The sequence below is a fragment of the Microbulbifer maximicatervae (SeqCode) genome, assembly GCF_052467385.1.
The window spans coordinates 1311863-1335817 of the sequence record NZ_CP174311.1 but is presented as its reverse complement, the minus strand read 5'-3'; the positions used below and the strand labels follow the sequence as shown (position 1 = coordinate 1335817).

Genomic DNA, 23955 nt, shown 5'->3' with positions numbered 1-23955 from the left:
AGTTCAATTAAAATGTAGCCCCAGTTAATTTAGGGGCTACATATTTTCAATTGCTCAGTCACCTCAAGCAGGCTACCCACTTAACCGTGATCGCGATACGCCTTCCACTTCTTCATATGACGATCCTTTTTTTCAGCCTTCAGGATTTCCAGCTTGGCGAGCTGCTCATCTGTTAATACAGACTCAAATTGAGTGCGCATCTGGTTGCGGCTCTGCATTTTAGCGACTTCCAGTTTGCCAATCTCCGCCCCCAGGCTTTCCAGTGTCTGCTGATCGGCACCGGAACGTATTGCTTCACGCAACTCTTCATACGCTTTATGCATTTCTTCGCGCTTAGCTATTTTTCCTTCACGGTTGGACTCGCGAAGCTCCTTCAGTTGATCCTTTTGAGCTTCCGTCAGGTCCAGCTCTTTAGCAATTTTTTCTGGTCCATGGCCGCGACCATCCATACGTCCTTTACCATCACATGCCATGCCAACGGCTGGTACTGCTACAACGCCAGCCAAAGCCAAACTACCTACTACAGTTTTCCAGTTTTTCATCGTTCAACCCTCTCGTTTGCATTCAGTAAGCACATAGTAAGTGGGCGCCGTGTAAACGGGGGATAACTGTGGTAAACCTTTGTTAAGAACTCACAACAAGCGCTTTTTATAATGAATACAGCTTACAAAATGCACCGACTATAAAAAAATTTTCAAATTAATGGTTGTGAAGGGAAATAAAAGAGAGGGATAGAATTTAAATTGGAAATTTAATCCGGAAGTTATACAGGGCTGACTAGTATAACTTCCACAACATTTAGAGGTTTTTAATGGAGAGCGGCTGAGGAGGGATTTTGTTTCGTATCCACATCTTCCAGTGAGTGAGTCAGAACAAAGTAATAAACAACCTGCTCGCGCCCCTGGACTTCTGCTACCAGGTCAAAGTTGTACTCTCCCCGCTCCCCGGGAGAAATACGCACAGCGGCTATATGTTCAGGCTCAATAAACAGCTCGGCGACGGGTCGTTTACCGCGCATTACCTGAACCAACTTGGTACGGGCATCTTCAGCGGTGAAGCGCCAGTGGTAGTCATCATCATCGTATACTACCGAATCACTACTTCCGGCCCTGACGATGCAATTTGTATGCTCTGCCAGCCAGGGCCAAAACTCGCTGAACAACAGAGAGCTTTTCATAACGAATCAGTCATCCAACTCAAGAACATCACTATCAAGGGCAAGCTCTTCAGCTATTTGCAGACACCAGCGATTCAGCCGCTCTGTGGTCATCTCTTCCTGCTGGTCTTCATCAATAGCCAGGCCGACAAACTTTGCTCCACCTTCGACTTCAGCTTTTGAGGCTTCATACTCGTAGCCTTCAGTGGACCAGTGACCGACTATAGTGGCTCCTTTTTCCACAATAACATCGTGGAGCATGCCCATCGCATCCAGGAAATAGTCGCCGTACCCAAATTGGTCTCCCAGGCCAAATAAAGCGACGGTCTTTCCGCTAAAATCGATTTCCTGCACATCCTCCCAGAACTCTTCCCAGTCAGATTGAATCTGACCAAAGTCCCAGGTAGGGATTCCAAAGATAAGATACTGATAATTAGCAATATCCAACTGGGTGACATCGGCAATATCAAACAGGTCTACATTGTCTTCGCCAAGGCGGGCGCGGATGCGCAAAGCTACAGACTCGGTATTACCCTCATCACTGCCATAGAACAAGCCGATTTTACTCACAGTCAACCCTCTCCGCCCAATCCGGGCCGCTACATACTAAATTACAAGGCGGCGTATTCTCCCAGCAATAACCGGGCTCAGCAAGTTACCTATCTGATCAGGTTTCGGCAGGAATAAAGAAAAATGCCCCCGGGGCAGCGGGGGCTAAGGGTTATGAACCTGCTGGGCCTTGGGGAAGGGTGCACCCAGCGGATCGCACAAGGAGTCTTTGGTTGGGGGGCCTAGGACTCTGAATCCTGGCTTGCAGAGCTTTCATCGCGCCGTTTCATTTGGCGCGCTTTGCGCTCACTCTTTAGCTGCTCTAGCTTGGCCTTCTGCTCATCAGTCAGAATGGCCTTAAACTGTTCTTTCATTTCGTTGCGGTTCTGCATCTCCTGAAGCTTTAGCTTGCCTAGCTCTTCGCCCAATTGATCCAGTGTCGCCTGGTCAGCGCCCGACTCAATCGCCGCATTTAATTCCTTGCGCAGCTCGATCATTTGCTCGCGCTGTGCCATTCTCGCCTCGCGGTTGCTCTCCCGGTTGGCCTTTAACTGTGCCTGCTGGCCTTCGGTCAACTCAAGCTGGCGGACCATATATTCAAATCCACGCCCCTGACCACCTTCACCACCGCCGAAAGCAAGTGCCGCAGGGGCAACCAGAACACCTACCAAGGCCAAGCTTCCCATTGCTTGTTTCCAGTGTTTCATTCCTACGTCCTCATGTTCGCGTTCAGTGACTACATAGTAAGCCCAGCTTGTGTAAACGGGGGAAAACACCGGTAAACATTTGTTAAGAACGGTAAAAAGCCCTATCGCCAGCGGTAACCAGCGCCAGCGCTTTGCATATAATGGCCACACAGAAACTGAGAGAACGCCATGAGCCGCATCCTTTTAATCGACGATGACACCGAACTCACCGACTTGCTAAGGGAGTACCTTACCGGAGAGGGTTTTCAGGTAACCGCAGCCAATGATGGTGGCCGGGGACTAGAGCTCGCCCAGAGCGAGAGCTTTGACGCTCTGGTTCTGGACGTCATGCTGCCCGTTCACAATGGCTTTGAAGTACTGCGCAAACTTAGGGAGGAGGCGTCAGCAGCAAGCCGCTCCCTACCGGTTTTGATGCTTACTGCAAAGGGGGACACTGTGGATCGTATCGTCGGCCTGGAAATGGGTGCCGACGACTACCTGCCCAAACCCTGCAATCCCAGGGAATTGGCGGCCCGACTGCGCGCAGTACTCCGCCGCGGCCGAGTCGAAGCTGAAGAGAGCGACGACACTCTTAGCAGCGGCCAGATTCGACTACTGCCTGCAGAGCATCAGGGTTATTGGAACGATCAGGCTTTGGCTCTGACTGGCGCAGAGTTCGCCGTGCTCAAGGTACTGGTTCAGCATGCCGGCGAAGTGGTTGGCAAAGAGGTTCTCACTGAAAGTGCCCTTGGCCGTAAGCTGATGCCCTACGACCGCTCCATCGATGTCCATGTCAGTAACATTCGCAAGAAGCTCGCGGATAAAGGTGCCAGCCGCGACCTAATTATCAATATCCGAGGTGCCGGATATATGCTCACCCAGAGCAAGCAATAGGTTTTCCACGATGCGCAGTCTCTTCTGGAAAATGTTCTTTGGGGCCTGGATCACCGCCATGGTGATGGTTGTAGCCGCCATTTACATTACCCACTTCGGTGAATTCGGCGATCCCCGACAAGAGGAACGCTGGGAGGGCCCCGCCCTATTTCGCGAGGTCATGCGAAATATGCGAATCGCCCGCCGTCACGGTCCCGAACAGTTCCAGCACTGGCTCGAGAAAGCCCCCAAAAAAGTCAAACGGCGGGTTTATGCGGTTGATCAACAAGGCAACGACATCCTCGGTCGCGAAGTGCCATCAAATATGGGCTCGTTGATCGACAGTCTTGATTACCGCAATCGCGAAGCTCACAAACTGGTAAATAACAAGCCCACTGTAGGCTTCTTCCTGCCGCTGCGCACCGGAGACCCCCTGCGTATCGTCGTCGTTGCTGGGGATAGCAAGGAAGGCCTATTGCTGCGCTTCCTGTGGCGCAATTTCTGGCCGATGTTGCTGCTCTCCATGATTGCCTCGGGTCTAGCCTGCTACTGGCTGGCCCGCTACCTGAGCCGCCCACTGGAACAGCTGAGCGCCGCCACCAAGCGCGTCGCTGCCGGCGAACTGGACTACCGCGTGACCCCGTCCCTAAAGTCTCGAAATGATGAACTGACTGACCTGGCCCTGGACTTCGACTCCATGACCGCCCAGCTTCAAGAATCGATGTCCGAGCAGCGCCGCCTGATCAAGGATGTCTCCCACGAACTGCGCTCGCCACTAGCGCGCCTGCAAGTGGCACTGGCCATCGCCCGCCAAAAGCAAATAAACGGGCTCGACACAGAACTGGATAAAATCGGCAAGGCAGCGGACTACCTGGAAGATATTATTGCCGACGTGCTATCACTTCCTATTAGCAGCCAGGAGCAGCGCCCCCTGGATGACGTAGTGGAAGTAAATGCCCTGATAAGCGCCCTGGCGGAAGACCTCCACAGCGAAGCTGCTGACAAAGACCTATCCTTTGAAATTCGCTCCGAAGGGGAAGAGCTCCTTGTCGCAACCCGGGGCAGCTCCCTGACCGCTGCCCTGGAGAACATCCTGCGCAACGCAATCAAGTACAGTCCCGAGCACGGCCGGGTCAAGGTGTCGATTAAAGAATCCTCAGAATCCTGTACCATCTCAGTCATTGACTCAGGTTCCGGCGTGGCAGATGAGGAATTGGAGGCTATTTTCCGCCCCTTCTATCGCACAGATAGTGCACGCACCCGGGAAAGTGGTGGCTTTGGACTGGGACTCGCTATAGCCCAGCGCACCATCCTGCATCACCAGGGAAGAATCAGCGCCAAAAACAGCCGGGATGCGGGCCTGTGTGTTGAGATTAAGCTCCCCCTGCTACATATTGCCGACGATTAAGCATCGCAGCAGCTAATATAAGCATCTCTACCGCCAGAGTTTTCTGGCGGTTGCTTCCTTGCACCCGCAAATAGCAAAGGAACCCGCTATGCGCTGGATTATTTATATTCTTATTGCCCTGGTAATTCTCGTGCTCGCGGGATACTTATTCCCACGCGAAGTCACTGTTCATCGCAGCGTATTTATCAACAAACCGCCACAAGTGGTTTTCCCCTACGTTAATAATTTCCACAAATTCAACGAGTGGTCCCCATGGCGCCACATCGACCCCTCGGTACTCTATGAGTACAGCGGTCCCCAGGAAGGCGTCGGCGCCAAAATGAGTTGGCGCGGCGAAAACTCCAAAGCCGGAAGCGGCAGTCAAACTATCTTCGCCAGCAAGAGAGATTCTTTAGTCGCCACCAAACTGAATTTTGGTGATGGCAGCCAGGCCACGGCAGAATTCCAACTGGAACCAAAGGATGGCGGCACCCTTCTTACCTGGAACTTCCACAGCGATACCGGCGGTGGCCCCAGAGAACGCTGGATGGGCCTGGCAGTGAAAAAAATGGTGGGAGAGTCTTATGAACAAGGATTGGAAAAACTAAAAAACCTGGTTGAAACAGCACCTGAAAATAGCACCTCCGACGGAACCTCCACCGATTCAGTTTCAGATATTCCGTCCGATGTGGATGATGCAATGGGTGACGGCCCTCAGGGTGTCCCCAGTGAGCTGCGAGACCAGAATGAAGAGGAAGCTGGAGAAACACCGGAGAACCAGCAGTAACACTCAGCAATTAACAGTAGCGATTACTGAAATACAAAAAAGCCCGCAATTTGCGGGCTTTTTCTGTTTAAACCGACTTCGGTCGATTGCGTCGCGCGGCTGGCGCCGGTGACTTGCGCAACTTCCTGCGCTGGCGCTCCAGATTTTGTTTCTCACCCTGGGTCAATGGGCGCTGGCCCAGTTTCGGCATTCCCGCCGTTACGCAGAGGTCATCGATCTCGCGGGGCTCCATCTCAATCCACTGCCCGACGCGCACATGGGAGGGAATAAAGACGCTGCCGTAGCGCACACGCTTCAAGCGGCTAACTCTAACCCCCTGGGACTCCCACAGACGACGCACCTCGCGGTTGCGGCCCTCCATCACTACGCAGTAGAACCAGCGGTTTTTACCTTCACCGCCACTCTCTACGATGTCGGTAAAGCGCGCCGACCCATCATCCAACAACACGCCCTTGAGCAGACGCCGCCTCATTTCCTCATCCACATCACCCTGGATTCGAACCAAGTATTCGCGGTCGATTACCGAGGAGGGATGCATTAATTTATTGGCCAGCTCTCCGCTATTGGTAAACAGCAGCAAACCACTGGTGTTGAAATCCAAACGCCCAACAGAAATCCAGCGGCCGGTTTTCAGTCTCGGCAGGCGATCGTAGACCGTCGGGCGGCCTTCCGGGTCATGGCGGGAGCATATTTCTCCAACCGGCTTGTTGTAGAGTATTACCCGGCAGCGATTCTGCTCTGCCGAAGGCAGCCGGCTACCATCAAACTCGATATGATCCGCGTCAGTTACGCGCTCGCCAAGCTCCGCCACTTTTCCATTTACGGTTACGCGGCCCGCATCAATTGCGCGCTCCATTTCACGGCGCGAACCGAGGCCGGTGCGCGCTAATACTTTCTGTAATTTCTCGCCTGCTGGCGGGGTACCATCACTCATGGGGTGGTGCTTTCCACTTGTACTACTTCTTTGGAATCTTCATCGACATCAGCATTTGCCTCCACCGACTCCTCGGCGACCTCTTCAGCTGTGTCGTCTTCGGCAAACATACTGCTGGGTGGTAACGTTGCCGTTAGAGAGTTCTCGCTCTCTTCTTCTGCTTGCAGCGATTCAGCGCTGCTTCCCTCATCACTGTGAAGTTCACTCTCTTCACTTAGATCAACATTTACATCCAACTCCGAATTACCTTCAGAGTCTTCCTGCTCCATTTCCCACTGGATCTCTGCTGCCGCAGTTTCCACTGGATCTTCCTCTGCATCCGTCTCGGCGGGCACTGCATCGGCATCTACTCCGGGCTCAGACTCGGTCTCGGTCTCGGTCTCGGTCTCGGTCTCGGCGTCTGATGCTTCAGCAGCAACTTCCTCAGCCAAAGCCTCTACCAGGGCATCGTCTATATCTTCGTGTTCAGCCGCAGGGGCTTCAGTAGAGGATTCTGCCTCGGTGTCTTGCCCTGACTCAGAATCTTCCAAAGCACCATTGTCCACCTCGGACTCTCCCTCCTCGGGAACCGGCTCTGGAGGCAAACCTTCCTGCTCCAGAATCTGATTCAGACTCTCGATATCGCGGATCTCCGCCAGAGTCGGCAAATCATCCAGGGTGCTCAAATTAAAATAATCGAGAAACTCCCGGGTTGTTGCGTAGAGAGACGGCTTACCGGGCACGTCCCGCTGCCCCACAACTTTAATCCAACCGCGCTCCAGCAGGGTTTTAACAATATGCGAACTCACCGCAACGCCGCGGATATCCTCGATATCACCACGGGTTACCGGCTGTCGATAAGCGATAATGGCGAGGGTCTCCAAGGTTGCACGGGAATACCGTTGCGCCTTTTCCTCCCACAGCCGATTCACCCATGGAGCCAGGTCTTCCGGCACTTGAAAACGCCAACCACTCGCGACTTTCTTCAGTTCAAACCCTCGGTCAGCACAACTCTGGGCGATTTCTTCAAGCACATCTCTCAGGGTAGTCTTGGAGGGTTGCTCTTCCTCGTCCAGCAAAGACAACAGTTTTTCTTCACTGAGAGGCTGACCAGCAGCCAACAGGGCGCCTTCGACGATTTTGCGCAGTAATTCGGGGGCGATTGTCATCTTCTATTTTCTAACTCGAATACATTTCCGACGCTTTATCCGAGGCCTCTACAGCGTCCTCTGGATCTTCAACCTCTTCGAGAGTCTGATCCTCAAGCTCGCTATCAGCACCGTCTTCGCTTTCACTGCTGTGGGTAGCAGCGCGAGCTCGCACGTGGATCGGGCCAAATGCTTCATTCTGCACCAGCTCCACCAGAGACTCTTTTACCAGCTCCATCACTGCTAGGAAGGTCACTACGACACCGAGGCGACCCTCCTCAACGGTAAACAGGCTGACAAAGGGCACAAACTGGCCGTGGCGGATCTTATCCAGCACCTGGGTCATACGCTCGCGGGTGGACAACTTCTCCCGCTCAACCTGATGGCTCTCAAACATATCCGCACGCCGCAGCACATCAGCCAAGGCGACCAGGACTTCTTTCAAGTCAATTTCAGGGTCGGGGCGTGTGATACTGCGATCGGGAGCCTCTGCATTGGCCTGATGGACATCCCGGCCAACACGGGGGATTTCATCGAGATCCTCAGCTGCAGTTTTGAAACGCTCATACTCCTGCAAACGGCGAATCAGAGCCGCCCGGGGGTCCTCGCCTTCTTCCTCCTCCGCTTCAGGCGGTCGCGGCAACAGCATCCGCGACTTTATTTCCGCCAACATAGCGGCCATTACCAGATACTCGGCGGCCAAGTCAAAGCGAATTGCCGTCATCATCTCCACATACGCCATATATTGATGGGTAATGTCGGAGACGTTGATCTCGAGAATATCCAGGTTTTGGCGGCGAATCAGGTATAGCAGGAGATCCAGAGGCCCCTCGAAAGCCTCCAGAACAACTTCCAAAGCATCTGGTGGAATAAAGAGATCCTGCGGGAGGTCGTTAAAGATTTCGCCCTGCACCAAAGCCAGGGGGGAATCCTCATCCGAGTCCTGGCCCTGCGATTCCGCATCGCCAGCCTGGGCAGGAGCTTCATCATCGCTCGCCGCAACCTCGGCCAGCACTTGCTCCTCGACCTCTGCTAGTAACTCATCACTGGACACCCTGCCCCACCCTCAATCGTGCAAACGCGCGATTATACACGGCGCCGCAGCTTTCAGCCGAGTATTTCGTCAGTTGCCCCACATCCCTGACGAATCAGTTGGGGCTCATCACCCGTCAGGTCGATCACGGTGGTGGGCTCCAACCCGCAGAAACCGCCATCGATAACCAATTCCACCTGGTGCTCCAGGGTATCGCGGATATCGTAAGGTTCGGTTAGGGGCTGTTCTTCGCCGGGCATAATCAGGCTACAGCTCATCAACGGCTCGCCCAATTCTTCAATCAGGGCCAGGGCGATGGGATTATCCGGCACGCGAATACCGATGGTCTTGCGCTTCGGATGAATTAACCTGCGCGGCACTTCGGCGGTCGCCGGCATAATAAAGGTATAGGAACCCGGCGTATGATTCTTTAACAGCCTAAACATCTGGTTGTCGACCTTGGCATAGGTCGCCAGCTCCGATAGGTCTCGGCACATCAATGTGAAGTTGTGCTGCTTGTCCAGCTGGCGCACTCCTCGAATGCGCTCAACCGCCAGCTTCTCTCCCAGTCGACAGCCTATGGCGTAAGCTGAATCGGTGGGAAAAACAATAACGCCCCCTTGGGCGACGATCTCTGCTGCCTGAGTGATCAGGCGGCCTTGAGGATTATCCGGATGAATCTGAAAAAACTGCGCCACAAAGCCCCCCAAAAGCCTTACCGATTGAAAATACCTCACTGCCATCCACCAGGCTTAAAGCCGGGCGATGGCCCCCAATTCACAAGCCGGAATCAGGGCAGCGAAACGTGACCCCGCTGTTCCCGGTGCAGAGTGTGCCACAGATTCCACACCGGCTCGACGTCTGCGGGCAACCTGACACAACCCAATTCACGCCAGGGCTGCTCCGGCTGGTGAAAATCGCTGCCAAGAGAGCAATATGGCATCGACTTGCCCGCTGCTTCCGCAGCCGAGAGTAACAATTTCTTTAACTCTCGGGTCTGTGTCGGGTTTTGCCGACCGCACAGCAGCTCTACCGCATCCCCATTTTCTTCAAGAAAAGCTCCCAGCAGTCGCAATAACTGGGTGCGCGTCAATCCGTACTTAAGCGGGTGGGCTAATACCGCATAACCACCAGCACTGTGAATAGTGGCGATGGTCTCACTCAACTGGGGCCACTCAACTCTCACATCTCCTACTTTGCCAGCCCCCAGGTAACGCTTAAACGCCTTACCGGTATCGTCTATATGCCCAGCTTCCACCAGCCATCGTGCGAAATGGGGCCTACCCAGTACCGAGTCGCCCGCCAGGGCACGCCCACCCTCCAAGGCACCGCTAAAACCGCGCTTTTCCAGCTTCTCCGCGATACGCTCTGCCCGTTCCTCGCGCAACTGCTCACGCAGCTGAATGGCTTCTTGCAGAGGCCCCGATTCGGGATTGATGTTCAGGCCTACAATATGTACGGGTCTGCGCCCCCAAAGACTGGAGAACTCAATCCCCGCAACTACATCTACGCCCAAACAGTCACCTTCCTGTTGAGCCTCAGGCACACCATCCACCGTATCGTGGTCGGTCAGGGCGAGCATCGTCACACCTTGGGATTTCGCTCTCGACACCAGCTGCGCAGGACTTAAAATACCGTCAGACGCGGTACTGTGGCAGTGCAGATCTACCAGGTCTGTATTCAAATCGGCTGAAAGGGTCTTCAACAACAGGCTCTCACTCAGTTCGACGATGAAAAAGATCGCCATATCCGTCTTTTCAGGAACAATCGCCCTATTGCGCTGTCTATGCGGCACTCGGCGTTTTCAGGGATAAGGCCCGAACTAGCAGTCACTCACAGGTGACTCGCCAGGGCCGAAGTCTGACAGTAGTTTTGTCAGCGGGGAAATTGAACGGGCTATCAGCCCCATCAGTTTCCAGCGGGCATTATCACCGGAATTGAGTATGACCGAAACGAATTCGACCACGACATCTCCCGAGAAGCCTAAAAAGGAAGGGTTTCTCAGCAATATCGCCTTCAATGTCATTATTCCGACATTGATACTGACCAAACTTTCCGGGGATGACTGGTTGGGCCCAACCTGGGCATTGATAGTGGCCCTGGCCTTCCCACTGGGTTATGGCCTTCGCGACCTGCTGCGCCTAGGCAAGGTCAATTTCTTCTCAGCCCTCGGGTTTATTGGCATCCTGCTCACTGGCGGCATCAGCTTGCTCAAGCTGGACCCGCAGTATATTGCGATTAAGGAAGCTGCAATCCCTGGCCTACTGGGTGTTGCAACGGCACTATCCGTTTATACCCGCTGGCCGCTGGTCAAAACCCTGCTTTACAACGATCAAATCCTGAATACGACAAAGATCGCCGAGTCATTACAGGCCAATGGTAACCAGCCAGCCTTCGACCGCACCTTGCGCCAGACTTCATGGATCGTTGCCGGGTCATTCTTTTTCTCCTCGGCACTGAATTACATTCTCGCCAAAATGATCGTCACCAGCCCGCCGGGCACCGAGGCCTATAACACCGAACTTGGCGAAATGACCGCCTATGGATATCTGGTTATTGCGATCCCATCAACCCTGATTCTGATGGGTGCACTCTTTTTCCTGTTCTCCCGTATCGGCAAGCTGACCGGGTTGAAACTGGAAGAAGTGATGGTTGCGCAATAACACCTTAAAAAAACTAACAAGAGCATTAAAAACAATGTGGTACGCAATCATCAGTGAAGATGTTAGCGATAGTCTCCCTTTACGCAAAAAAGCCCGCGCCGGTCATTTGGCCCGACTCAACCTTCTAAAAGATGAAGGCCGTCTCCTGGCCGCCGGCCCAAATCCCAGCATCGACAGTGAAGAGCCCGGTGAAGCCGGCTTTACCGGTAGCCTGGTAATTGCTGAGTTCCCCTCTTTGGAAGAGGCCAAAGCCTGGGCTGACAGTGACCCCTATATCGAAGCAGGCGTCTATGCATCGGTTACAGTCAAGCCCTACAAGCTTGTACTGCCCTGATAAAAACTCTAACTAACAAGCTGCATCACAATGAAGAAATTACTGTCCGGTGTGCTCGCTGTAGCGCTGTTGAACTCAGCACCAGCGGCACTTGCAGCGGAGACCCGCTATATTACCGACCAACTTCACGTGCCCATGCGCTCCGGCAAAGGCAATGAATTCCGGATTCTGCACCGCGGCCTGGCCAGCGGTACCGAACTGGCCCTGCTCGAAGATGCCGCCTCGGACGGCTGGGCAAAAGTGCGCACCCCCAACGGCACTGAGGGCTGGATCAGACGCCAATACCTTGTCAGTGAGCCCGTGGCAAAACTAAAGCTGGCAACCGCAGAAGCCAACTTGGCCCGCTTTGAAAAAATGGAAGGCAACCTGGGGGGAGAAGTTCGCCGGTTGGAGACAGAAAACGGCGAATTGAATAGCGCCCTGACTTCTGCCCAGCAGCAGAGCCAGGAATTGGCCGCCGAACTCAAGAGCCTGAAGTCCCTTTCTGCCGACGCAATTTCGCTCAACGATCGCCACCAAAAGCTCCTGCATCAGTACGAGTTGCTGAAACAGGAAAAAAGCATGGCGGAGGCGGAAATTCAGCGCCTGTCCGGTAGCGATGCCCGCAAGTGGCAAGTGTACGGTGCCCTATCCGTTGTATTAGGCGCTATTCTGGCGATGATTGCCCCCCATGTGCGCCCGCGCAAACGCAATTCCGAATGGGCCAACTGATCTCCCTCGCTACAACCAAAATCGCTTACTATACGCCTGTGGGAATGCTGAAAAGCATCCCTCAGGCAGCGATATTCAAATACTTTCTCTCTACCTATAACCATTCGCTGGCACAGTAGTAAACCGATTACCCCCGGACACTCAAAGGACACGGATGATGCGTAAATTAGTTATTTTTCTTTTCTGTACTCTATTCAGCCTTCCGCTATTTGCCCAAAACCCTCAGGTGAAACTAGAAACTGATCTTGGGGTTATTCGTATCGAGCTATATGCCAAGCAAGCACCAGTCACCGTAGAGAACTTCCTCGCTTATACCGATAGCGGCTTCTACGATGGAATTATCTTTCACCGTGTTGTGCCTGGATTTGTCGTCCAAGCCGGTGGTTTCACTTTTGATTTCCAAAGAAAAGAAACTCGCGAGGCTATCGCCAACGAGTCAGCTAACGGACTCCAAAACCTGCGTGGCACTCTCTCCATGGCACGCACAAATGATCCCGATAGTGCCACGTCCCAGTTTTTTATTAACTTGGTCGATAACACCCGCCTGGATGCCAGCGAGGATAAGCCTGGCTACGCAGTTTTTGGCAAGGTTATCGAGGGAATGGATATCATAGAAAAAATTGAGCGGGAACCCCGAGGCCTTTATCGCAGGCACCCAGAGGCTCCCAATACTCCGATTCGGATTCTTTCCGCAAAACGAATTACAGCCAGCGACAACACAGTCGCTGAACACAGCAAGGGAGAATAAGCATTGATCGCTCTCAGCGTAAACCTCAATAAAATTGCCTTAATCCGCAACTCCCGCGAGGGCAACTTTCCCGACGTAATCGCCCACGGGCGCACTTGCCTCGACGCCGGGGCCCAAGGTTTGACCGTACACCCCCGTCCAGACCAACGACATATTCGCCCCGGCGACGTGCGCGACCTGGCAGAACTCTGCGCCAGCCGCAAAAACATAGAGTTCAACGTTGAAGGCAACCCCTTCGCCGCTCCCCTGGGGGACTACCCCGGCCTAATACCACTGGTTTTGGAAACCAAACCAGACCAATGCACTTTGGTTCCCGACACCAGTGATCAGCTCACGTCTGATCACGGCTTTGACCTCAAACAAGATGGAGATCGATTAGTTCCGATAATTGATCAACTTAAAAATGCCGGAATACGTGTCAGCCTGTTTATGGATCCAGACCTGGACCAAATCAGCCTGGCCAAACAGGTCGGGGCTGACCGTATTGAGCTCTACACCGGCCCCTATGCCGAAGCCGTAACCAAACAGAGCCCAGAGCTGGAAACAATTTTCTCTGCCCACTGTGCCGCCGCTGAGCACGCACATCAGCTGGGACTGGGGATTAATGCCGGCCATGACCTCAACCTGGTTAACCTACCGCGCTATCGCACATTACCGGGCTTGCAGGAAGTCTCCATAGGCCACGCCTTTACTGTCGATGCTATCAGCATGGGCCTGGAGAATGCCGTTAACGCCTACGTCGACTGCCTCGCTGGTAGCTGATGCAAAGCCTCAATATTATTGGCGCGGGCCGCCTTGGAAAAACCCTGGGGCGGCTGTGGCAGGAGAGCGGTGTATTTGGGATACAGTCAATTTATAACCGCAGCCTCGAAAGTGGACAAAGTGCCTGTCGATTTATCGGTGCAGGCAATGCTGTCGATTCCCTCTCGGCAATGCCTTCAGCAGACCTATGGCTGATTGGCTGTATCGATAGTGAAATCGCTATATTTGCGCAGAAACTTGCCGATAGCGGGCTGGTCGACGAGCGCACTATTATATTCCACTGCAGTGGCGCTCTCAGCTCTAAAGAACTAGCCCCCTTGAGACCCGCCCTGATTGCCAGCGCTCACCCGGTTCACAGTTTTGCCGAACCGGAAACCTCGCTGCAAACATTTGCCAAAACCAGTGTCGCTGTCGAAGGGGATAGCCATGCAGTAGAGGTTATTTCTGTGGCTTTTGCAGCCATTGGCTGTGAAACACTGGCTATTGATCCCCTTAACAAGTCTCTGTACCACGCTGGGTCAGTGATCGCCTCCAACTACCTCACCACCCTAATGGACCTGAGTTTACAAAGCTTTTCAGCCGCCGGCATAGAGCGGGACAGTGCCCTTCGCCTGTTGGCGCCGATTGTTTCACAGACTCTGCAAAACAATTTGGAGCTGGGACCAGAGAGGTCGCTGACAGGTCCCATTGCCAGGGGGGATGTGGAAACCGTTGGCGCCCAGGTGGAAAGCCTAGCTTCAGTAGATAGCCAACTGGCACTTTGCTATCGCCATCTGGGCCTCGCCTGTGTAGAGTTGGCGCGGCGCGGCTCGCTCTCACCTGAGAGCGCAGCCAGATTGATCGAACTGCTGAGTGAGCCAACGCGGTGAAAGACTCCTCCGAATACCTGGAAAAAAAAGCCTTCTTCGATAGCCTCCTTACAATTTATGGGCGCAAGCCTGTACTCGAGGCTCTCGAGGATTTATCTGTACCCGTCCATAAATTACATCTGGCCAGCAGCAACCGGCGCGACCAGCTAATCCAGCGAATGGAAACCCTGGCCGAAGAGCGTCAGATTGAAATTGCTTACTGGGATCGCAAGGGCCTGTCCCGGATTTCGAAGAATTCCCGTCAGGACCAAGGTGTAGCCCTCGACCTGGCCCTGCCGCACTACGGCAGAGCGGAGGACTTTTTACAGAAGGTTGCAGCCCCAGAGCACAAAAACACCTATGAACTTCTGGCCCTGGATGGCATAACCAACCCTCAAAACCTGGGCATGATTATTCGCTCAGCCTGTGCCGGCGGCATTGATGGAATCATCCTGCCAAAGAAAGGCTGTGCACAGATAGACCCCCTCGTTATCAAAGCCAGCACAGGCACCCTGTTTAAAACCCGGGTTTTGCGCTGTGACAAATTGGCAGCCACCCTGGGGGAGTTCCGCGAAGCGGGGGCTCAGGTTTGCGGGCTGTCATCCCACGCCCGGACGACCCTGAAAGAGGTCTCCAGTAACGTCTCCACAATTTTTGTGCTGGGCAATGAAACCCACGGTGTTAGCGATGCCGTCGCAGCTCAGTGCAATGAACTGGTGCGTATCCCCATGCAAAACGATGTGGAAAGCTTGAATGTGGCGGTCACGGCCGCACTAATTAGCTTCCGTCGAGAAATCTAACTCTGCCCCTGTGGGAGGTGCCCGCCTCCCACTCCCTCAACTTATCCCACGAGTTCAACCCCAATCTAATCAGGATTATCCACTACCCACAGATTCTGTGGATATCTCTGTGACTAACTTAGAGTAGTATGCCGCAAAGGCCCGCCATTTGGTCTTTGTGACAATATGAAGAAAAAATAAACAACCCGGGAAACGCTCAAAAAATCAACGAGTTAGCGAAGTCTTAGCTGAGCGTTTAGCGACAATCCGTACCAATTAAAGATCGAATAGAGAGAAGGGGCCGCTGTGGAAAATGAGACGCGAAGCCCAAAACAAAAAAAGAAAGGGGTGCTAAGCACCCCCCTCTTGATTCTGCAGTTACTCCCACTCAATTGTCGCGGGAGGCTTGCTGGAAACGTCGTAGACCACACGAGAGATGTGCTCTATCTCATTGATAATGCGGTTCGAAACCTTCTCAATCAGCTCATAGGGGAGGTGCGCCCAGCGCGCTGTCATAAAGTCCACAGTCTCTACCGCGCGAAGAGCAACCACGTATTCATATCGACGGCCATCACCGACAACACCCACAGATTTTACCGGAAGGAATACGGCAAAGGCCTGGCTGGTTTTGTGATACCAATCGGCGTTGTGCAGCTCCTCGATAAAGATCGCATCCGCCTCTCTCAGAATATCGGCATATTCCCGCTTTACCTCACCGAGAATCCGCACGCCCAGACCCGGTCCCGGGAAGGGGTGACGGTAAACCATGTCGTAAGGCAGGCCCAGCTCCAGACCGATCTTACGAACCTCGTCTTTAAACAGTTCACGCAGGGGCTCTACCAGCTCAAACTGCATATCCTCTGGTAAACCGCCCACATTGTGGTGAGACTTAATCACATGGGCCTTGCCGGTTTTTGCGGCGGCAGACTCAATAACGTCTGGGTAAATAGTGCCCTGAGCCAGGAATTTCACGTTCTGCAACTTGGAAGCTTCGCGATCAAAAATCTCAATAAAGGTATTACCAATGATTTTGCGCTTGGCCTCAGGGTCTTTTTCACCTTGGAGGCGCCCAAGGAAATCCTCTTCCGCATCAGAACGGATAACGCGGACGCCCATATTGTCGGCGAACATCTGCATTACCTGGTCGCCTTCGTTTTTACGCAGGAGACCATTATCTACAAATACGCAGGTCAGCTGATCGCCAATAGCCTTGTGCAGCAAAGCGGCTACCACAGAGCTGTCGACACCACCGGATAAACCGAGCAGCACCTTGCCCTCGCCCACCTGATCGCGGACTTTAGCAATAGAGTCTTCAATAATGTTCGCGGGAGTCCAGAGTTTCTCACACCCGCAAATATCAATCACAAAGTGCTCATAAATACGCATGCCTTGCAGGGTATGAGTCACTTCCGGGTGGAACTGTACACCGAAGAAATTCTTCTCAGCGTTGTACATACCGGCAATTGGGCAGGAATCGGTGGAAGCCAGCAGCTCGAAGCCCTCTGGCATCGCCACTACCTTGTCGCCGTGACTCATCCAAACATCCAGTAGGGAACTGCCATCATCAGCGATATGATCTTTGATATCGCTCAACAGGTTGGATTGGCCTTCAACTTTTACCTGGGCATAGCCAAATTCGCGAATATCGCTGCCCTGTACGGTGCCTCCAAGCTGATGAGCCATGGTCTGCATGCCATAGCAAATGCCCAGTACTGGCACGCCCAGGTTATAAACCGCTTCCGGCGCGCGCGGGGAGCCCTCTTCCGGTACCGACTCGGGGCCACCGGCGAGAATAATGCCCTTGGGCTGATACTCACGAATTTCCTCTTCGGTCATATCGAAAGCGCGAATTTCAGAAAATACGCCCAGCTCGCGGACACGGCGGGCAATCAATTGTGTGTACTGGGACCCGAAGTCGAGAATGAGTATTCGGCTGGAATGGATATCTTGGCTCATGACTTACTCGATAACTGGATTAAATAACGGCAAACGGACCTTAAAGGTCCGTTTGCTGCTTGTTCCGTCTAAATTTTTTCACCTGGAGAAGGTCGAAGGCTTAGCGTCGGCCCACCGGGTAGTTGGGGGCTTCTTTGGTAATTTGAACGTCGTGGACATGGGACTCACCCATACCGGCTGCCGTGACCCGCACAAACTCAGGACGAGTGCGCATGGTCTCAATATCAACACTGCCGGTGTAACCCATGGCTGAACGCAAACCACCCATCATCTGGTGAACAATGGCTGACAGCGGGCCTTTATAAGGCACTCGACCTTCGATACCTTCCGGCACCAGTTTTTCAGCGCCCTTGCTCGCATCCTGGAAATAGCGATCGGAAGAACCCTGGGTGCGAGACATAGCACCGAGAGAACCCATCCCACGATAGGACTTGTAAGTACGGCCCTGATAGAGCTCAACTTCGCCCGGCGCCTCTTCGGTACCGGCGAACATGGAACCCATCATAACTGATGAGGCGCCGGCAACAATTGCCTTGGAGATATCGCCGGAGTAACGGATACCACCGTCGGCAATCATGGGCACACCAAATTCTTTAAGGGCTGTGGCAACCTCTGCAATTGCCGTCACCTGGGGTACGCCGATACCCGTTACGATACGGGTGGTACAGATAGAACCCGGGCCAATACCCACTTTAACCGCATCCGCACCGGCCTCAACCAGTGCACGCGCTGCATCAGCCGTAGCAATGTTGCCACCGATCACGTCCACCTGGGGGTGCATTTCCTTAATGCGGCGCACGCGCTCGATCACGTTGCGGGAGTGACCGTGGGCGGTATCTACTACCAGCACATCAACGCCGGCTTCTACCAATGCAGCTACGCGATCATCGGTGTCCGGGCTGGTGCCCACAGACGCGCCCACACGCAGGCGACCGTCGGAATCCTTACAGGAGTTCGGGTACTGCTCTGCTTTGTTAAAGTCTTTAACAGTAATCAGGCCGCGCAACTCAAAGTTGTCGTTAACCACCAGTACCTTTTCGATACGGTGCTTATGCAGTAGTTCGCGGACTTCGTCGGAGCTCGCATCTTCGTGGGCCGTCACCAGACGCTCTTTCGGCGTCATGATGCTGGCGACACTGACATCGAGATCAGTTAAGAAGCGAACGTCGCGGCTGGTAACGATACCTACCAAATCGCCACGATCCATTACCGGTACACCGGAAATATTGTGGTGACTAGTCAACGCGATCAACTCGCGCACAGTGGCATCGGACTCAATAGTAATAGGGTCTTTTACAACACCGGCTTCAAACTTCTTCACCGCGCGAACGGCAAGAGCTTGCTCTTCTATCGACATACTCTTGTGAATAATGCCGATACCCCCTTCCTGGGCCAATGCAATGGCCAGGCGAGCTTCCGTCACCGTATCCATAGCAGCGGACACAATGGGGATGTTCAGGGTAATGTTGCGGGAGAGTTGGGTTTTTAAACTCACATCCTTGGCCGTGACCTCGGAATATCCGGGCACAAGTAGGACGTCGTCAAAAGTGAGGGCTTCGCGCGCGATGCGCAGATTGGATTCAGACATTGTTGACACTCAAACCTCGAATAGGCGGGATTGGGTATCGGCGCGATTATACCTCTACGCGCCCAAAGCGCAAACATCAATTTGCAGAAAAACGGATTTGTACAGTAAAGCTCTTTACCTATAAGGGCGATACTGCAATATTGCTCCGCCCAATACGCCCGACGAGATTCACCGATGCAGACAATTCCCCCTAGTCAAAATGCCAAGCGCAGCGTGCTGTCGGTAAGTGACCTGAATCGGGAAGTTAAACATCTTCTGGAAAGCAGTGTGCCCCTTCTATGGATCAGTGGGGAGATTTCCAATTTTTCCATACCCAGTTCCGGGCACTGGTATTTTAGCCTTAAAGATGCGCGGGCCCAGGTGCGCTGCGCCATGTTTCGCGGTCGCAATCGCAGTGTCGCCTTTCGGCCGCAAAATGGTCGCGAGGTTTTAATCCGGGCCAGGGTGAGCCTGTACGAAGGGCGCGGAGAATTTCAGCTAATCGTTGAGCATATGGAGGAGGCCGGCTTTGGCGCCCTGATGCGCCAGCTGGAACAGCTCAAAGCAAAACTGCATGCCGAAGGCCTGTTCGAAACAAGCAGAAAACGCTCTCTTCCGTTTTTGCCAACCAATATCGGCATTATCACTTCGCCGACAGGCGCGGCAATACGGGATATGATTCACGTATTGGGCAGGAGACACCCTTCTGCACAAATTGAAATCTGGCCCGTAGCCGTTCAAGGTCAGGGTGCCGCTCAGCAAATCGCGGCAGCGATTGAAAAAGCGGGCCGCAGTGGTCGCCACGATTTATTAATTGTCGGTCGCGGCGGAGGCTCCCTGGAGGACCTATGGTCTTTTAACGAAGAAATAGTCGCCCGCGCACTGGCCGCAAGCCCTATTCCCACTATTTCTGCAGTCGGCCACGAAACCGATACGACTATTGCAGATTTAGCCGCAGACCTGCGCGCACCCACCCCTTCTGCCGCGGCGGAAATAGCCAGTGCCAATGCTGCAGAAATTTTACAGCGGCTTGACCAGGTCCAGCGCAGATTGCACCGCGCCATGGACAACCAACTGAAGCATTTATCTCAACAGGTTCAATTGCGACGCAACCGTTTGCGCCACCCCAAGGAACAGCTCCTCAACCAAGCCCAACGTCTGGATCATTTGGAGATGCGCCTGGTAGCAGCTTGCCAACAACAAATCCAAAGTCGCAAATCCCAATTGGATTCCGCCTCCAGAGCTTTTGCCCACAACCTACCGACACGCCGACTCGACAACAGTCGAAAGCAGTTAATCCAACTCAAGGGAAACCTAGAGCGTGCGATACAACTGATATTACAGCGCGGCAGCGACAAACTTTCCCACGGGGCCCAATTACTACAAAACATCAGTCCTCTGGCAGTATTGCAGCGAGGCTATGCCATTGTTCTGGATTCAGAAAATCGCGCAATTCGTGATAGTTCAGAACTGGATACCGACCAGCAAGTCCATATTAAGCTGGCCAAAGGGAACTTCACTGCAAAAGTTAATACCATCGAAAACTGATTTCTTTAACAATTAAAGAGCGCAAATCAAGCGACACTATAATGGTTGAGGTAGAGTGCCTTCGGAGCAATATATGGATAGTGAATCTACTGCTATCCACCTCAACCAGTGGACCTTGATACTACTTTCAGTACTACTGCTTGCCCTTGCAGCCTGCACGGAACCAGAGCGTGATTCTGGAGTAGCCGAATCAGTCACCATGTCAGCTGCCGAAGCGCAGGATGCCGACAAGCGATCAGGGCAACTGCCTGAAGTAACCCCCGCTAAAGAACAGCAAGTCAACTACATCGAAACCGGTGACCTTAGGGACATAAGAAAACACGGCACAATTCGGTTCGTTAATTTAACCGGCGCTTCCGAGGACCTGCTACCTCGTGACGATGTGGTGAGTCTCCGTCACTTCGAACTTGCCAACAAACTGGCCAAACAGTTAAAGCTGGAACCCAAGTGGATAAAAGCTGAAACGCCCGATGATGCGGTGCAAATGCTGATCGATGGCCAGGCAGATGTAATCGCCTATAACCTGACTGTCACTGACGCCCGTGAAGAAATTATTGACTTCACGGTTCCTCTTCGCCATTCGCGGTTAGTACTCGTCACTGGTCCTGAGGGTCCAGATATTTCAGATGCGAGCAAATTAAAGGACCTGGAATTTATTATCCCCGCCGGCTCCTCTATTAAAGAAACTGCAGAGCAACTTGTTGCCGAAAATCCAAACTCAAACCTAACTATTCGAGAAATTGATATTAATGGTAACCGAGATACGCTGTTGGATATCATTAATGGCCAAAAGAACCGTGTTGCTATTTTGGAAGATTTTTCAGCCCAGGATTTGCGCAATTACCGCGATGACATGCGGATTGGTGCAGACGTATCTGAAGTACAAAATATTGCCTGGGGCGTACGCAAAGATTCCAAACGCCTACATACCACTCTCGATAATTTTTTGACCCGCAACCTGGTTAAATCCCAGGAAGAACGCATTACCGATTGGAAGGGTATTAAAAAATCGGGAGTAATCAGGCTACTCACTTATAACGGGCCGACAACCTATTTCTTATGGAAAGGGGTATTAATGGGGTTTGACTACGACCTGGCCCAGGCTTTTGCCAATAAGCACAAACTCCAACTCCAGGTTATTGTTGTCCCCTACGAAGAAGACCTTGCCGACTGGCTGAGGGCAGGCCGCGGTGACTTTGCCGGGGCCGAACTCAATATTACCAGTGCCCGTGAAGACCAGGGCATGGTCTTCACCAAGCCCTATGTCGAATCCACAGACCAGATTGTCAGTGGTAAAGGCAGCCCTCCCATCACCCAGATTCAGGATCTGAATGGTCGCAAGTTAACCCTGCGCGCCTACTCGTCATTTATTGAAACCGCTGAAACACTGAAAGAAGCAGGTATTGATGTCGATATTCGTGTGGCGCCGCCAGATATTTCCCAGTCACAAATCTTCTCACTAATCGCCGACGGACTGGTAGATGCGACCATATCCCACTCCGGTCGAGCCAAGATTGAGGCATCCGTTCAGCCACAACTGGTACTCGGAACCCTTATCGGTGACCCGCGTCCACAGGGCTGGATGGTATTAAGACAAAATTGGCACCTGCTACAGAACTTGAATAAGTTTTTGAAAAATTACAGAAAAACGAGCCAATATCAAAAACAATACCAGGCTTATTTTGAGCCGAACAAACGATTTACCCAGCGAGTAAGTTCCCGGGTAATACCGGGAGAAAACCTCTCTCCTTACGATGAGTTGGTGAAGGAATCCGCCTTTAAATACGATTTTGATTGGCGCATGATCGTCGCGCAGATGTGGCAGGAAAGCAATTTCAACCCTAAAGCCGTATCTCCAGTTGGCGCGCAGGGATTGATGCAGGTAATGCCTGCCACAGCCGAGGAAATGGGATTTCCTCCGCCGCTGTTCGAACCTGAAAGAGGTATTAAAGCGGGGGTAAAATATATGGATTGGGTGCGCGATCGCTTTAATCCCGCTTTGCCAACCGTAAATAAACTCTGGTTTACTCTCGCTTCCTACAATGCAGGATACGGCCACTTACTCGATGCCCAGCGGCTGGCTAAAGAACTGGGACTGGATCCCAATGTGTGGTTCGACAATGTGGAAGTCGCCATGCTGAAACTAGCCCAGCCCCAGTACTTTAAACGGGCTAGATACGGCTATGTGAGAGGCTCCGAGCCCGTGCAGTATGTACGCAATATCAGCAATCTATACAAAGCCTATGTGGAAATGATGAGCGATGATGTGACAGTCCGCCCACCTCTACAGCGCCTGCCCGGCAAAATCTATTGTGAACCCGGGGATGTGCCTGAGGGCGTTATTCAGCGGATGCCCACTTACTCCTCGCCCTAGGCAGCCACAAGCCATCACAAGGTTAAAACAATTTTTCCGGTGATAGTGCCAGACTCCAGTAAGTTATGGGCCTCAACCGCCTGCTGCAGAGGAAACTCAGCGGCTAGTTGCGGCCATACTTTACCCGCTTCAATTAGCGGCCAAACCTTCTGTTCCAGCGATTCCGCAATACCGGCTTTCACTTCTGGCGAGCGTGCCCTCAAAGTTGAGCCAGTCAATGTAAGTCGTTTCAACATCACCGGCATCATATTTACCTCTACTTTAGCGCCAGCCAGGTAGGCAATATTCACAATTCTGCCGTCGTTAGCGGCCACACGAATATTGCTATTGATATAGCTACCGCCCACCATATCCAAGATAACATCAGCTCCGTGATCATCTGTCATCTCGCGCACAACGGAGACAAAATCTTCATCCCGATAGTTAATCGCCTTCTCCGCTCCCAAAGCCACACAGGCTGCGCATTTATCTTCTGTTCCCGCAGTAGTGAAAACCCGGGCTCCCAATTGATGGGCCAGCTGGATCGCCGTGGTACCAATGCCAGAGGAACCACCATGGATTAAAATCACCTCGCCCGGCTTTAAACCAGCGCGGTCAAATACATTAGTCCATACGGTGAAAAAAGTTTCCGGCAATGCAGCTGCCTCAATAAGACTAAGGCCTGCGGGAACCGGGAGGCATTGCCCTTCTGGAGCTACTGCAAACTCTGCGTAGCCTCCACCATTGGTCAGGGCACAAACTTTATCTCCCACCTGCCAGCGCACAACTTTTTCCCCGACTTCAACAACCTCACCAGCCACTTCCAATCCCAATACCGGCGATGCCCCGGGAGGTGCCGGATAATGCCCTTGGCGCTGCACAATATCAGGGCGATTAACCCCAGCTGCGGCTACACGGATAAGGACTTCGTCTGCTCCGGGAGCAGGCTTATTCATCTCCTGCAATTGCATAACTTCAGGCCCACCAAATGTAGGCAGATCAATAAACCGCATATTTTTCCCCTTTATAGGTTCACTTTTATTGCCACGCTAACAAAACAAGAGTATCAAAAATCATCAAGCAGTTTTTATTCAACACGCAACCCAATAAAAAACGGCCAGCCCCATCACAACTTTTAATTGTGAAAAGGAACT

At 52.9% G+C, this 23955-nt stretch carries 24 protein-coding genes; 12 read left to right on the top strand and 12 right to left on the bottom strand.

The genetic code is table 11. The annotated features are described in order from the left end of the window. Positions 1-80: 80 nt before the first annotated feature. From ACJJIR_RS05865 to ACJJIR_RS05850, 4 genes are all read right to left on the bottom strand, one after another. The gene (locus tag ACJJIR_RS05865; RefSeq protein WP_444907636.1) at positions 81-542 is read right to left on the bottom strand and encodes a Spy/CpxP family protein refolding chaperone; all 462 of its coding nucleotides are present in this window, start codon (positions 540-542) and stop codon (positions 81-83) included. Positions 543-808: 266 nt separating this feature from the next. Next, positions 809-1177: a hypothetical protein gene (locus tag ACJJIR_RS05860; protein ID WP_444907635.1), complete on the bottom strand. Its 369-nt coding sequence runs from the start codon at positions 1175-1177 to the stop codon at positions 809-811. A 6-nt stretch (positions 1178-1183) separates the two neighbouring features. Continuing rightward, positions 1184-1726, bottom strand: a complete 543-nt coding sequence (locus ACJJIR_RS05855) for a flavodoxin (RefSeq protein WP_444907634.1) — start codon at positions 1724-1726, stop codon at positions 1184-1186. A gap of 221 nt (positions 1727-1947) precedes the next feature. Next, on the bottom strand, positions 1948-2412 hold the full coding sequence (locus ACJJIR_RS05850; RefSeq protein ID WP_444907633.1) for a Spy/CpxP family protein refolding chaperone: 465 nt from the start codon (positions 2410-2412) through the stop codon (positions 1948-1950). 168 nt (positions 2413-2580) lie between these two features. Between ACJJIR_RS05850 and ACJJIR_RS05845 the strand changes: the two genes are divergently transcribed. The 3 genes from ACJJIR_RS05845 to ACJJIR_RS05835 all read left to right on the top strand — a co-directional run bounded on the left by ACJJIR_RS05845 (position 2581) and on the right by ACJJIR_RS05835 (position 5438). Beyond that, a complete protein-coding gene (locus ACJJIR_RS05845; RefSeq protein WP_413662835.1) occupies positions 2581-3285 on the top strand; it encodes a response regulator in 705 nt (234 codons plus the stop codon). Between the two features lie 10 nt (positions 3286-3295). Beyond that, a complete protein-coding gene (locus tag ACJJIR_RS05840; protein WP_444907632.1) occupies positions 3296-4672 on the top strand; it encodes an ATP-binding protein in 1377 nt (458 codons plus the stop codon). Between the two features lie 88 nt (positions 4673-4760). Beyond that, a complete protein-coding gene (locus ACJJIR_RS05835) occupies positions 4761-5438 on the top strand; it encodes an SRPBCC family protein (RefSeq protein WP_444907631.1) in 678 nt (225 codons plus the stop codon). A gap of 67 nt (positions 5439-5505) precedes the next feature. Here the strand turns inward: ACJJIR_RS05835 and rluB are convergent, their stop codons facing one another. The 5 genes from rluB to ACJJIR_RS05810 form a co-directional block, all read right to left on the bottom strand. Further along, positions 5506-6372 (bottom strand): 23S rRNA pseudouridine(2605) synthase RluB, encoded by an 867-nt coding sequence (rluB, locus tag ACJJIR_RS05830; protein ID WP_444907630.1) that lies wholly within the window; start codon positions 6370-6372, stop codon positions 5506-5508. After that, positions 6369-7520 (bottom strand): SMC-Scp complex subunit ScpB, encoded by a 1152-nt coding sequence (gene scpB, locus ACJJIR_RS05825; protein ID WP_444907629.1) that lies wholly within the window; start codon positions 7518-7520, stop codon positions 6369-6371. The genes rluB and scpB overlap by 4 nt, the downstream gene beginning before the upstream one ends. 10 nt (positions 7521-7530) lie before the next feature. Beyond that, the gene (locus ACJJIR_RS05820) at positions 7531-8553 is read right to left on the bottom strand and encodes a segregation and condensation protein A (RefSeq protein WP_444907628.1); all 1023 of its coding nucleotides are present in this window, start codon (positions 8551-8553) and stop codon (positions 7531-7533) included. A gap of 53 nt (positions 8554-8606) precedes the next feature. Beyond that, positions 8607-9230, bottom strand: coding sequence for an L-threonylcarbamoyladenylate synthase (locus ACJJIR_RS05815; protein WP_282933701.1), 624 nt, complete (start codon positions 9228-9230; stop codon positions 8607-8609). A 92-nt stretch (positions 9231-9322) separates the two neighbouring features. After that, positions 9323-10327 (bottom strand): PHP domain-containing protein, encoded by a 1005-nt coding sequence (locus tag ACJJIR_RS05810; RefSeq protein ID WP_444907627.1) that lies wholly within the window; start codon positions 10325-10327, stop codon positions 9323-9325. A 148-nt stretch (positions 10328-10475) separates the two neighbouring features. Here ACJJIR_RS05810 and ACJJIR_RS05805 point away from each other — a divergent pair, with 148 nt between their 5' ends. The 7 genes from ACJJIR_RS05805 to rlmB all read left to right on the top strand — a co-directional run bounded on the left by ACJJIR_RS05805 (position 10476) and on the right by rlmB (position 15398). Continuing rightward, entirely contained in the window at positions 10476-11195 is a 720-nt protein-coding gene (locus ACJJIR_RS05805; RefSeq protein WP_282933704.1) for a VC0807 family protein, read from the top strand. 34 nt (positions 11196-11229) lie between these two features. Continuing rightward, a complete protein-coding gene (locus ACJJIR_RS05800) occupies positions 11230-11529 on the top strand; it encodes a YciI family protein (RefSeq protein WP_108734042.1) in 300 nt (99 codons plus the stop codon). A 30-nt stretch (positions 11530-11559) separates the two neighbouring features. Further along, entirely contained in the window at positions 11560-12240 is a 681-nt protein-coding gene (locus ACJJIR_RS05795) for a TIGR04211 family SH3 domain-containing protein (protein WP_282933705.1), read from the top strand. Positions 12241-12394: 154 nt separating this feature from the next. Then, entirely contained in the window at positions 12395-12988 is a 594-nt protein-coding gene (locus ACJJIR_RS05790) for a peptidylprolyl isomerase (RefSeq protein ID WP_444907626.1), read from the top strand. A 3-nt stretch (positions 12989-12991) separates the two neighbouring features. Next, complete coding sequence (locus tag ACJJIR_RS05785) at positions 12992-13750, top strand: pyridoxine 5'-phosphate synthase (protein ID WP_444907625.1); 759 nt, start codon at positions 12992-12994, stop codon at positions 13748-13750. Beyond that, positions 13750-14619: a Rossmann-like and DUF2520 domain-containing protein gene (locus ACJJIR_RS05780; protein ID WP_444907624.1), complete on the top strand. Its 870-nt coding sequence runs from the start codon at positions 13750-13752 to the stop codon at positions 14617-14619. The genes ACJJIR_RS05785 and ACJJIR_RS05780 overlap by 1 nt, the downstream gene beginning before the upstream one ends. Next, positions 14616-15398 carry a 23S rRNA (guanosine(2251)-2'-O)-methyltransferase RlmB gene (rlmB, locus tag ACJJIR_RS05775; RefSeq protein ID WP_444907623.1) on the top strand — a complete coding sequence of 261 codons (783 nt, stop codon included), beginning with the start codon at positions 14616-14618 and terminating at the stop codon, positions 15396-15398. Before ACJJIR_RS05780 ends, rlmB begins: the two co-directional genes overlap by 4 nt. A gap of 357 nt (positions 15399-15755) precedes the next feature. Here rlmB and guaA read toward each other — a convergent pair whose 3' ends face one another. Next, complete coding sequence (gene guaA, locus ACJJIR_RS05770; protein ID WP_444907622.1) at positions 15756-17333, bottom strand: glutamine-hydrolyzing GMP synthase; 1578 nt, start codon at positions 17331-17333, stop codon at positions 15756-15758. Between the two features lie 100 nt (positions 17334-17433). Next, positions 17434-18921 carry an IMP dehydrogenase gene (gene guaB / locus ACJJIR_RS05765; protein WP_108734048.1) on the bottom strand — a complete coding sequence of 496 codons (1488 nt, stop codon included), beginning with the start codon at positions 18919-18921 and terminating at the stop codon, positions 17434-17436. Positions 18922-19095: 174 nt separating this feature from the next. On the opposite strand from guaB, the gene xseA reads away from it, so the two are divergent. Then, positions 19096-20448, top strand: a complete 1353-nt coding sequence (gene xseA / locus ACJJIR_RS05760; RefSeq protein ID WP_444907621.1) for an exodeoxyribonuclease VII large subunit — start codon at positions 19096-19098, stop codon at positions 20446-20448. Positions 20449-20521: 73 nt separating this feature from the next. Further along, positions 20522-22822, top strand: coding sequence for a transporter substrate-binding domain-containing protein (locus ACJJIR_RS05755; RefSeq protein ID WP_444907620.1), 2301 nt, complete (start codon positions 20522-20524; stop codon positions 22820-22822). Positions 22823-22836: 14 nt separating this feature from the next. On the opposite strand, the gene ACJJIR_RS05750 is transcribed toward ACJJIR_RS05755, so the two are convergent. Next, complete coding sequence (locus ACJJIR_RS05750) at positions 22837-23814, bottom strand: NAD(P)H-quinone oxidoreductase (RefSeq protein WP_444907619.1); 978 nt, start codon at positions 23812-23814, stop codon at positions 22837-22839. Positions 23815-23955 lie beyond the last annotated feature (141 nt).